Annotated in this window: 8 protein-coding genes; 2 read left to right on the top strand and 6 right to left on the bottom strand. The window is 74.5% G+C overall.

Going from position 1 to position 11,055, the window contains the following annotated elements:
• Window positions 1-103: 103 nt before the first annotated feature.
• Window positions 104-976, bottom strand: coding sequence for a diacylglycerol/lipid kinase family protein (locus ACWDS7_RS41875; protein ID WP_451933808.1), 873 nt, complete (start codon window positions 974-976; stop codon window positions 104-106).
• A gap of 62 nt (window positions 977-1,038) precedes the next feature.
• On the bottom strand, window positions 1,039-1,545 hold the full coding sequence (locus ACWDS7_RS41870) for a hypothetical protein (RefSeq protein WP_306869640.1): 507 nt from the start codon (window positions 1,543-1,545) through the stop codon (window positions 1,039-1,041).
• A gap of 134 nt (window positions 1,546-1,679) precedes the next feature.
• Here ACWDS7_RS41870 and ACWDS7_RS41865 point away from each other — a divergent pair, with 134 nt between their 5' ends.
• Window positions 1,680-2,849, top strand: coding sequence for an NAD(P)/FAD-dependent oxidoreductase (locus tag ACWDS7_RS41865; RefSeq protein WP_451933807.1), 1,170 nt, complete (start codon window positions 1,680-1,682; stop codon window positions 2,847-2,849).
• Here the strand turns inward: ACWDS7_RS41865 and ACWDS7_RS41860 are convergent.
• The 4 genes from ACWDS7_RS41860 to ACWDS7_RS41845 all read right to left on the bottom strand — a co-directional run bounded on the left by ACWDS7_RS41860 (window position 2,801) and on the right by ACWDS7_RS41845 (window position 9,893).
• Complete coding sequence (locus ACWDS7_RS41860; RefSeq protein ID WP_451933806.1) at window positions 2,801-3,694, bottom strand: TIGR03620 family F420-dependent LLM class oxidoreductase; 894 nt, start codon at window positions 3,692-3,694, stop codon at window positions 2,801-2,803. The two genes, ACWDS7_RS41865 and ACWDS7_RS41860, sit on opposite strands and share 49 nt — an antisense overlap.
• 174 nt (window positions 3,695-3,868) lie before the next feature.
• Window positions 3,869-4,426, bottom strand: coding sequence for an NADPH-dependent FMN reductase (locus tag ACWDS7_RS41855; RefSeq protein WP_306869635.1), 558 nt, complete (start codon window positions 4,424-4,426; stop codon window positions 3,869-3,871).
• Window positions 4,427-4,995: 569 nt separating this feature from the next.
• The gene (locus ACWDS7_RS41850) at window positions 4,996-8,511 is read right to left on the bottom strand and encodes a S8 family serine peptidase (protein WP_451933805.1); all 3,516 of its coding nucleotides are present in this window, start codon (window positions 8,509-8,511) and stop codon (window positions 4,996-4,998) included.
• Window positions 8,512-8,711: 200 nt separating this feature from the next.
• The gene (locus tag ACWDS7_RS41845; protein WP_451933804.1) at window positions 8,712-9,893 is read right to left on the bottom strand and encodes an anhydro-N-acetylmuramic acid kinase; all 1,182 of its coding nucleotides are present in this window, start codon (window positions 9,891-9,893) and stop codon (window positions 8,712-8,714) included.
• Window positions 9,894-9,961: 68 nt separating this feature from the next.
• Here ACWDS7_RS41845 and ACWDS7_RS41840 point away from each other — a divergent pair, with 68 nt between their 5' ends.
• Complete coding sequence (locus ACWDS7_RS41840; protein ID WP_451933803.1) at window positions 9,962-10,891, top strand: N-acetylglucosamine kinase; 930 nt, start codon at window positions 9,962-9,964, stop codon at window positions 10,889-10,891.
• Window positions 10,892-11,055 lie beyond the last annotated feature (164 nt).

Below are 11,055 nucleotides of genomic sequence, written 5' to 3'. Positions count from 1 at the left end.
GCTGATCAGCCAGGTGTTCTCGTGCATCTGGGAGACGTCGACGGAGTTCATGCCGCCGCTGCGGGTCATGGTGCTGTGGGCCGGACAACCCGACAGCCGCCGCTCAGGTGAACATCCGCCAGGCGGCGGGCATGACCGTCCAGCGACGGTGGACGGCCGGGCCGGTCAGTTCGCCGTCGGCGTTCACCGGGACCGGCCCGCCGGTCACCGTCACCTCACGGCCCCGGCCGGTGACGACGTCACGCAGGCCCGGATGGGTCCCTCGGCGCAGCCGCAGCGCGTAGGCGAGCCGGTCCAGCGGCCCGGTCGTCAGCGCGACGACGACGTCCACCATGCCGTCGCCGGGCCTGGCCTCGGGGGTGAGCGGGGTGCCTCCGCCGATGGTGACGCCGTTGCCGATGCCGACCATGAGCACCGGGCGCCCCTCGGCCAGGGGCCGGCCGTCCACGCTCACGCGCAGCCGCCACCCGGGGCTCCGCACGCCCGCCAGCAGCCCGCCGACCGCGTAGGCGAGCCGTCCGAGCCCGGGCTTGAGCGGCTTGGCCCGCTCGGATGCCTCCGCGCCGACGCCGAGGTGCACCACGTTGACGACGGTCCCGCCCTCGTCGTCCGTCAGGAGGTCGAGGGGCTGGGGCCGGCCCGCGAGCACGACGCGGGCCGCCACCCGGGGGTCCAGCGGGATGCCCAGGCCGCGGGCGAAGTCGTTGCCGGTACCCAGCGGGACGAGCCCCACGGTACGGGTGCCCAGCTCGCCGCGCCGGCGCAGGGCCGCGACCGTCACATGCAGCGAGCCGTCCCCACCCAGCACGACCACGTCCCGGCCGGGATGGGCGTCGAGCATCTCATCCAGATCCTTCCGGCCGACGGGCGCCTCGACCACGTCGGCGCCGCCGCGCAGCGTATCCACGGCCGCCGTCCGGGCGGCGTCGTCCGCGCCTCCCGCCTCCCCGTTGTAGATCACCAGCAGCTCGGCCATGCCGTCCCTCCAACTGATCGCCTCACCCGTCCCTGCCCTCCGGGACGGCGATCACTCGGCGCTCAGCCCAGCCTCCACCAGCGCACCGCCAGCCACAGGCCGGTCACCACGGCGAGCAGGGCGGCCAGGACGTACACCGCGGTGGTCGAGGTGTCCGAGAGGTAGCCGTTGCCGCCGACGAGCACGGCCATGATCAGCGTGCTCAGCAGGCCCGCGCCCGCACCCGCCGCCAGGCCGACCCCGCACGCCTTCAGCACGCGGACGGGGCCGCCCGCGTGGTCGTGGATCGGCGCCATGACCGACACCAGCCGCTCGGCGACGAGCGCGGGGTCCTCGTCAAGCCGGCCGGCCACGAGCTGGGTGGCCACCCCTCCCTGCTCCGGCTCGCTCAGGTAGATCCACCGGGAGCCGTCGACGAAGACCGCGGCGTCCCCGGACCCGGGGAAGCTCAGCCAGAGGAACGGCGTGCCCTCGGGGAAGCGCCTGAGCACGTGCCGGACGACCGGGGCGCCGGCGTCGAGCGCCGCGCCCAGGGACCGCAGCGCCCGCTCCTCGTCCGAGCCATCCACGACGACCTCCCCTGCCCCCTTCCCATTCTCGTACGGCCCGGCGCCGCGGTTGCGGCGGGGCGCGCCGGTCCGTGGTCAAGGCCGGGCCGGAGACAGGCTCGGAACAGCCGTGAAAGTGCTGCGATCATTCATCCATGAGCAACCAGGTCGTCGTCGTCGGAAGCGGCATCGTCGGAGCGAGCGCCGCCTGCCATCTGAGCCTCCACGGCGTGGCCGTGACCGTGGTCGACCCGGTGCCGCCCGGTCAGGAGGCGGACGCCGGAGCATGGCGGGAGGGCGCGGCGGGCCGGGCGCGTCCGGGGCAGGCGACCGACGCCGGGGCCGGGATCGTCTGCCCGTGGGTGGACCACGAGGGCGACGACGAGTGGTACCGGCTGGCGGCGGAGGGCGCCCGCTACTACACGCGTCTGGTCGGGCTCCTGGCCGAGGACGGCGAGCGCGACGTCAGCCACACGCGGGTCGGCACGCTGCTCGTGGCGGAGGACCCCGCCGAGCTGGCCCCCCTCCGGGAGCTGCTGCTCGGCAGGCAGGAGTCGGCGCCCGAGATGGGGGAGATCTCCGCGGTGGAGCGCCCCTCGGAGCTGTTCCCGCCGCTGAGCCCCGGCCTGAGCGCCCTCCACCTCGGCGGCGCCGCCCGGGTGGACGGGCGGGCCGTCCGGGACGCCCTGCTGCGCGCCGCCGTACGGCACGGCGCGCGGACGCGTCCGGGGACCGCGGCCCTGACCGCGGAGGGCGGGGTGCTCGTGGACGGCACGCCCGTGGCGGCCGACGCCGTCGTGGTGGCCGCGGGGGCGTGGAGCGGGCGGGTGTGCCGGCCCCTGGGCGTGGAGCTGCCGGTCTCACCCCGGCGCGGGCAGATCGTGCACGCGGAGCTGCCCGGCGCCGAGACGGAGGGCTGGCCGATCGTCCTGCCCAGGCGCGGACCGTACCTGCTGGGCTTCCCCGGCTCGCGGGTGGTGCTCGGCGCGACGGTCGAGGACGCCGGGTTCGATCCCCGCGTGACCGTCGGCGGCCTCGGCGAGGTGCTGTCGGCCGGCGTGGAGCTCGCCCCGGGCCTGGCCGGCGCCACGGTCGTGGAGACCCGGGTGGGTCTGCGCCCGGTGACCGCCGACGGGCTGCCGATGATCGGCACCGTTGCCGGCGGTGTGGTCGTCGCCACCGGGCTCGGCGCCTACGGCCTGACAGCCGGGCCCTACGCGGGCCTTCTCGCGGCCGAGCTGGCCCTGGGCCTGCGGCCGTCCCTGGACGTGGCGCCCTACTCCCCCGGCCGCACCCCGAGGGCGGGGGCCAGCTCCGCGAGCTGAGCGACGCCCCCGAGCAGGTCGGAGGGCAGGGGCTGGAGGGCGACGTGGTCGGCGCCGGCGTCGAGATGCGCGCCGACCCGCCGGGCGACGGTCTCCACGTCCCCCCACGCGACGATCGCGTCCACCAGCCGGTCACTGCCGCCGCCGGCGAAGTCCTCGTCCCGGTAGCCGAGGTGGCGCAGGTTACCGACGTAGTTCGGCAGCCGCAGGTAGCCGGCCATGTGCGCGCGGGCGACCTCCCTCGCCCTGGCGGGGTCGCTCTCCAGGACCACGGCCTGCTCGGGGGCGAGGATCCGGTCCGGACCGAGGGTCTCGCGGGCGAGCGCGGTGTGCTCCGGCGGCACGAAGTAGGGGTGGGCGCCGTCGGCCCTGTCCCGGGCGAGCTCCAGCATCCGGGGGCGCAGCGCCGCCAGCAGCCTGGGCGCGGGCGGGTCGTCGGTGAACGGCAGATCGCGCGCGACGGCGTCCATCGCGTCGAGATAGGCGCTCATCGCCGCGAGCGGGCGGGCGTAGTCGTGGCCGCGCTGGGAGACCAGCGGGGCGTGGCTGACCCCGACGCCCAGGGCGAAGCGTCCCGGGTAAGCCTCGCCGTACGCCCTCGCCCCGGCCGCCATGGCGGTCGCGTCCCGCACCCAGATGTTGGCGATGCCGGTGGCGACCGTGACGTTCTCGGTGGCCGCGAGCAGGATCCCCGCGAGGCTGAACGCCTCCCTCGTCCCCGACGCCTCGCCGTACCACAGGGTGCCGTAGCCGAGCTTCTCGATCTCCGCCGCCGCCCGCCGCACGGCCGGGGCCCGGTCCCGCCCGAACATGGGATGCCACACACCGATCCGACCGATGCCCATCGCCGTCTCCGATCCGGCTCGTCCGACTGTCCGCCTGAGATGGACGCTAGCTCAGTGTTCGACGAATGTCGAACATAAGGGTCCCGGGACACGCGGTCCCGGGACACGCGGCGGCCACCGCCCCGGCCGTCCAGGCGGGCCGGCACCGGAGGTCGCGCGGTGGCCGCCGCGGGCCTACACCGTGGTCCTGGCGAAAGGCACCACGGGCTTGACGGGCACCGGCGCGCACAGCTTCTCGAGCATCCCGCAGAGCCGGGCGCGGAAGGCCGGATCGACGAGCCTGCCCTCGGAGTCGAACTGGCTCACGGCCGGGGACACGAGCAGGTCGACGCCGTGCACGATCGCGCCGGCGGCGGCGAGGGCGCGGCACAGCTCGATCTGCGTCCACGTGGCCTCGTGGGCGTACAGGCAGGCGGTCACCACCGCGACCGGCTTGCCGACCAGGACCGCGCCGCTACGTCGGGAGGCCGCCCACTCCAGCGCCTCGCCGAGCTGGGCCGGCAGGGCGCTGTGCGCCGGTGCCGCGATCAGTACGCCGTCCGCCCCGGAGAGGGTGCGGCACAGCTGCTCCACCCCCGGCGGGAGCGGCCCGTCCTGGAAGGGCGGCACCTGATCCAGCCCGTCCCAGATCTCGAAGTCCGCCGAGGCCGGTAGTTCCCGGGCCGACGCCTCCAGCAGCTTCCGGACGTACGCCCCCGGGCGAACGCTGCCGGCAATTCCAACGATCTTCATCCCCGACCCCATCCTTGTCGCGAGCCCGCGACACTACGAGTGAGGGAGGCGCCGCCGCTCCGACCGCCCGAACACGGCCGCCGGCGGAACCCCCCGATCATCCGACACAAGCGCTGAGCGGAGCAGTGGTGGCCCACCGCGGGAGACCCGCCTGCGGCGCCGCCGGAGTCGCCCTGTCCACTGCCAGGAGACGCGGTGCACCAGGTACGTCCTCGCTGGTCACCGCCGCGACAATGGCGCCGCCGAGCTTCACGCTCCGTCACAAATCGGGACGTGCCCTCAGAAAAGGGCAACGAACATGATCCTGAGCACGCATCGCATATGTTTCGGCGATTTCTTCGCCAAGCAGGGCGTGCGCGCCCGCGGGACCGGGGAGCGGGGCCCTCGTCCCCCTCCGCGACACGGCGGCCGGGCCCGTGGCGGGGAGGCCCGCGGCGCCGCGCCGGACGGCACGGCAGCCGGCGAGCGGCACGACACCGGACGCGCGGGACCGCCGTCGGGGATGCGCCCCGGAACGGGCACGGCCCGTCCCGCCACGGAGGCGGGACGGGCCGGCGGGGTTCAGGCCGCTACGGGGTGGCCTTGTCGGGGCGCTCGGAGATGCGGATGAGGTTGACGATGGGATCGCCGGTCCGCTCGGCGAACCGCACGTTGAGCTGGCCGTCGGTGACCTTCACCGTGTACTGCCGGGTGACGGCGGTGTAGGTGCCGGCCTCCAGGGCCAGGTCCAGGGCGGGGATGGCGAGCTGGCCCTCGACGATGACGTCGAAGACGCGCTTGCCCTCACGCATGGCCCGGGTCTCGGCGAAGCCCAGCTCGACGGTGTAGGTGCCGTTGGGCACCTGGTCGAAGCGGTACTCCAGCATCGACTCGCGGGCCCGCTTGAACAGCTCCTGCTCGGCGGTGCCCTGGATCGCCCTGCTGGCCGTGTGGGTCCTGGTGTTGTTGCCCACGTAACCGTGGCCGCCCTGGGTGTACTTGCGGTCGGCGCTCCAGCGGTCCCCGGCGGCGTCGACGACGTCCTTGGTCCCGCCCGCGTCGACGGCGACCTGGTGCTTGGGCACCACGACCGTCACGACGATCTCGATCTGCGGGTTGCGGCCGCTCGCCGAGCGCACCAGCAGCTTGCCGGTGCGGACGCCGCCCGGCTGGACGCCCTCGCTGGAGGCGGTGACCTTCAACGTCACCGACTTGCCCGAGCCGAGGTCGCCGGCGGCGGGCGTCACGGCCAGCCAGCCCTGGGCGGGGTCGGTCACGACGGTGTAGGCCGTGGCGCCGCCCAGGTTGGACAGCTCGACCGTGCCGCTCCGGCTGGAGGCGGCCGGCATCACCAGGGTCAGCTCACCGGCCGAGGCCGTCACCCGGCCGGTGGCCAGGGCCGTGTCGACCCGGGTCCGGGCCGCGGCGGTGACGGTGACCTCCTGGGTGAAGGTCCCGTAGTTGTCTTTGGAGACCTCGACCCGGTAGTCGCCCACCAGGACCTGGCCGAGGAAGGCGCCGTTGGCGTCGGTGGTGAAGGTCGCCACGTCGCCCACCTTCACCGTCGCGCCCGCCAGCGGCTTGCCGTCGTTGGCGTCGGTGACGGCACCGGTCAGCAGTCCGTGCCGGCCGGCGGTGAAGGTCAGGCTCTGGCCGTCGCTGAGCGCGGCGCTGTTGTAGGAGTACTGCAGCGCGTCGGTGCCGGCGGCGTTCTCGATGCCCACCGTGGCGCTGGTCCCGGAGGCGCGCTCGCTGCCGATGCCGCGGTAGCGGAACCCGATCGAGCCGTCCTCCCCGAGCAGCGCCGAGAACGAGATGCGCTGGTCGGCTTCGGAGTAGAACCGGGCGTTGCGCCATTCGACGACGAAGGTGCGGTCCGGCGCGGTCCCGAGGGTGGCGGTGTAGACGCCGGACTGGGCGTCCAGCACCAGGTCGTCCCAGTAGGGGTAGAGCGCCGCGTTGGGCGTGCCGGCGGAGGGCAGCGCTCCGTTGCTCGCCGCGGTGCTGCTGGCGGCGAAGTTCAGGAACCCGTTGCTGCTGATCCAGGCGCTGGTGTGGCCGCCGCCGTAGAAGGGGAAGGTGAACGGCAGCGTGATCTGCTGGGCCGCGTCGTCGCCGGTGAGCGTCTGCTTGTCGGTGCCCGCGACGTAGGCGCCGGCGGCGCCGGCGCAGGTGTAGCCGAAGGAGTCGGCGCGGCGCGGCAGGTCGACGTCCTTGGTCAGGTCGCCGTCCACCGTGATCGGCACGGTGAGGCCGCCGGCGCACCGGGAGACCGGGGTGACCTTCAGCTCGTAGCCGCCGGCCGGCAGCGTGAGCCGGTACCGTCCCGCGGCGTCGGTGACCGCGCTGACCGGGGTGCCCACCGCGACCACCGCGGCGCCCGCCTCGGGCGTGCCCGCGGCGGTGACCGTCCCCGACACCGTGCCCGAGGGCTGCGCCGTCAGCGGCACGTCCTTGGTGACCGTCTGGTCGGCCACGACGGTGACGGCCGCGGTGGCGTCGCCGTACCCGAACTTCTTGACGGTGATCCGGTAGTCGCCGGCCAGCAGGCGGGGCAGCGCGTACGTCCCGTCCTGCGCGGTGGTGACCGTACGGCTCAGCGGCCCGGCGACGGTGAGGGTCGCCGCGGCCACCGGCGAGCTGCCGGAGGTGACGGTGCCCCGCAGCGCGCCGAGCTCCCCGACGGGAGCGGCCTGGACCGCGGCGAAGGTGTCGAGCCTGCCCTCGCCCCAGACGTTGTTGTCGGCGGCGGTGCCGCCGCAGCGCGTGTCGTCGACGTCGATCGCGGTCCGGTCGAGCAGTTCCCGCGTGGCGGCGATGTCACCCTGCAGGGCCGGAGAGGCGGACCACATGAGCGCCACGGTGGCCGCCACGTGCGGGCTGGCCATCGACGTGCCGGAGAAGGCGTCGTACCCGCCGGGCACGGACGAGCGCACGTTGACGCCGGGCGCCGCGAGGTTGGGCTTGATCTCACCGTTCTCGCCGGAGCCCCGGGTCGAGAAGCTCGCGATGGCGTTGTTGACGTCGAAGGCACCGGCGCTGTAGCTGGAGCCGTACTGCCCTGGCGAGCCGCTGGAGTTGCACCCCGCGCCCGTGACGTTGCCGTTGGAGAAGGCGGGGAAGATGCCCGCCGCGACCCACGCCTCGACGGTCTCCTTGTACCAGGCGTCGAAGCCGGCGCCGCCCCAGGAGTTGTTGACGATGTCCGGTGCCAGGTCGGGCCGCGGGTTGTTCCCGTTCAGGTCGGTGGGCGCGAGCACCCACTGCCCGGCGGCGAGCAGCGAGGCGTCGGAGCAGCTGTTGGTCTCGCAGCCCTTGGCCGCGATCCACTTGGCGCCGGGGGCGACGCCGATGGTGTTGGCGCCGTCGGCGCCGCCCACCATGGTGCCCATGGTGTGGGTGCCGTGGTCGTTGTTGTCGCACGGCGCGGCGCTGGGACACACCCCCGCCGGGTCGAACCAGTTGTAGTCGTGCTCGACGCTGCCGTCGGCCTTCTTGCCGCGATACTGTGCGGCCAGCGCCGGGTGGTCGAACTGCACGCCGGAGTCGATGTTGGCCACGACGATGCCCTCGCCCCGGGTGCCGAGCTCGCTCCAGACCCTCGGGGCGTTGACGCGGTCGATGTTCCACTCGACCGCGTCGACCTTCGCCACCTCCTTGCCCGGCAGCGGCTCGGGCAGCTTGGTGACGCGGCTGGGCTCGATCTGCTCCACCTCGGGCAGCTTGGCGATCTCCGCGGCCAGCTTCGCGTCGCCGGTCACCTGGACGGCGTTGGCGATCCAGAACGGGGTGAAGTCGGCGTGCTGGGCGGTCAGGAGTTTGCGCAGGCCCGCCTGCGAGGAGGCGGCGAGCTCGGTCTTGGCCCGGAAGACCTGCCTGGCCTTCTCGGACTTGGTCTTCGCGCTGCGGGCCGCGCTGAGGTCGGCGTCACTCTTCAGGCGCACCCAGAAGGTGGCCTTGTCGTCCGCGGCCAGCTCCGCCAGGACAGTCTTGTCGATCTTCTCAGGGGCGGGGGCGGCCTGGGCCACCCCCTGGGGGAGCACGAGCGCGAGGGCGGCGACGGCTCCGGTCAGGAGCGCTCGCCAGTGCCGGGAGGTGTTGGACACACATTCTCCTTCACGCCGGGCGGGAGCGTCCCGCCGGGGAGGGCGACGTGGGCCGCGCATGATCTTTACAGCCCACCCGGAGAATCGTGAATCGATCATGTCAACTTTTCAAGAGCTTTGACTCGCTGATACCCGATATGTAATGAGAATTAGATATGTAACGGGATTTAGCAGGACGGTCCGGGCCGCCGTACGGCCCGCTACCGGAGCGCCGCCGGGCCGTCACCCGCGTGCCGCCCCCGGACCGGCGCGGCGTCCATCCGCACGCGCTCCGGCGCCCGGCGCAGCGGCTCGGGCAGGGTGAGCGGCCCCCGGCCGGGCGTGACCGTGCCGAGCACCCGCGGCCCGGCGGCACCCGTGCAGCCGGGGACCGTCGCGGGCAGCCCGTGCGCCGTCATCCACCCGAGCAGCGAGAAGGCGATCGCCTCCTTCGCGTCGGAGGGGACGCCGAGGCCGTCGCTGGGCAGGATGCGGGCCTGCCCGGCCCGCGCGCGCAGCAGGTCCATCAGCGCCGGGTTCCGCGCCCCGCCGCCCGACACGATCACCGTGTCGAGCCGGTGCCGCCGGATCTCCGCGGCCACGGTCTCGGCGGTCAGCGCGGCCAGGGTCGCCAGCAGGTCGGGCAGGGCCAGCCCGTACGGCGCGGCGATCCGGGCCAGGTAGCCCGGGTGGAAGAGCTCCTTACCGGTGCTCTTGGGGGGCAGCGCCCGGTAGTACGGCTCGGCCAGCAGCTCCTCCAGCAGCTCCGGGTGGACCCGTCCGGCCGCCGCCAGCCGGCCGTCCTCGTCGTAGGGCATGCCCGTGGCGGCCGAGACCGCCGCGTCCATCAGCGCCGACGCCGGGCCGGTGTCGTAGGCGATCCCGGCCTCCCGCACGGTCAGGTTGGCGATTCCTCCGAGGTTGAGCGCGCCGCTGCGGCCCGGCAGGCCGGCCAGGAGCAGCAGGTCGAAGAAGGAGACCAGCGGCGCGCCCTGCCCGCCCGCGCTCACGTCACGCACGCGGAGGTCGGAGACCACCGGCACGCCGGTCCGCTCGGCGATCCAGGCGGGCTGGCCGAGCTGCAGGGTGCCCCGCACCCTGCCGTCCTCCACCCAGTGGTACAGCGTCTGGCCGTGCGAGCAGACGAGGTCGACCGGCCCGGCCGCCTCGGCCGCGTCGGCGAACGCCTGGCCGATCAGGGTGTCGAGACGGCACACCTCGGCCATGTCGACCGGGGCCGGCGGCAGCGCGGCGACGATCCGCGCCCGGAGCCCGGGGTCGTAGGGCCGCTCGTCGGTGCGCTCGACGGCTCCGGTGAGCACGCCGTCTCTCATCGACCAGTCCACGACCGCGCTGTCGATCCCGTCATGGGACGTCCCCGAGATCAGTCCGAGCACCCGCACGTCTTCTCCTTGCAGGAATTTTTCATACGAATATAGTCGTGGGGAGATTATCTACACATGGAGTTCGCGTGACGACACTGGTCATCGGCGTTGACGGCGGCGGGACGAGCACCCGGTGCGTGGTGGCGACGGAGTCCGGCGAGGTGGTGGGACGGGGATACGGCAGGGGCGCCAACGCCCTGTCGGCCGCCGATCCCGGCGGGAGCCTGCGCACGGCGCTCAGAGCGGCGCTGGAGACCCTCGATCCGGGGCGGGTGGCAGGTGGCGTGTTCGGGCTGGCGGGCGCGGGCTCGGCCCGCGAGCAGGCCGAGGCCGTCGCCACGCGGGCGTGGCAGGCGGCCGGTCTGGCCGGGCGGCCCTCGGTGGTGCCCGACATGCTCGCGGCCTTCGCCGGGGCGACCGAGGAACCCTCCGGAGCGGTCCTGATCGCGGGCACCGGCGCGGTGGCCGCCCGGATCGAGGACCGGCGGCTCGTCCGGCGGGTCGACGGGCACGGCTGGCTGCTCGGCGACGAGGGGTCGGGGACGTGGATCGGGCGGCGGGCCGTACGGGCCGTGCTGGCCGCGCTCGACGGACGGGCCGCGCCCACCGCGCTGCACCGGGGGACCCTCGGCGGCGCGCCGGCCCACCAGATCGTGAGCATGGTCCACCAGGGGATCGCCGAGGACGGTCCCGCCTGGCTGGCACGGCTGGCGCCGGAGGTGGAGTCGGCCGCGGCCGCGGGCGACGCGGCGGCCGTCGCGATCCTGGAGGAGGCCGCCCGCCGGCTCGCCGGCACCGTCCGCTCGCTGGGGCCCGGCCCGGGACCGCTGGTGCTGGCGGGCTCCCTGCTCACCGAGCCCACCCTGTTGGCGGCGGAGGTCCGCGCCAAGCTGGAGGGCGGCGTGGTGGTGCCGGCCCGCGACAGCGCCGCCGGCGCCGCCGCCCTGGCCCTGCACGGCCCCGGCGTCCACCCGGCGCCCGGCGCCCACCGGCGGCTGATCGCCCAGGAGCGCTGAGGGCCGGGCGCGCGGCCCTGATCCTCGCCGAGGAGGCCCGTGCGCCCGGCCGGAGAAGGTTCTCCAGGGCCCGCCTTTGGATCGAATCGGCGCGCGGCGTCCTTCGAGGTCGAGGTCTTCGACGTTGAGGGCGAGGATCTCGGCGGCGCGGCCGGCGGTTTCGT

This window comes from Streptosporangium sp. NPDC003464 (assembly GCF_053588315.1).
This window is presented reverse-complemented; position numbering and strand designations above follow the sequence as displayed.

Coding starts and splice junctions, on each gene's coding strand:
- ACWDS7_RS41865 (WP_451933807.1), top strand. CDS start 1,680: ATGAGCAACCAGGTCGTCGTCGTCGGAAGCGGCATCGTCGGAGCGAGC.
- ACWDS7_RS41875 (WP_451933808.1), bottom strand. CDS start 976: ATGGCCGAGCTGCTGGTGATCTACAACGGGGAGGCGGGAGGCGCGGAC.
- ACWDS7_RS41855 (WP_306869635.1), bottom strand. CDS start 4,426: ATGAAGATCGTTGGAATTGCCGGCAGCGTTCGCCCGGGGGCGTACGTC.
- ACWDS7_RS41860 (WP_451933806.1), bottom strand. CDS start 3,694: ATGGGCATCGGTCGGATCGGTGTGTGGCATCCCATGTTCGGGCGGGAC.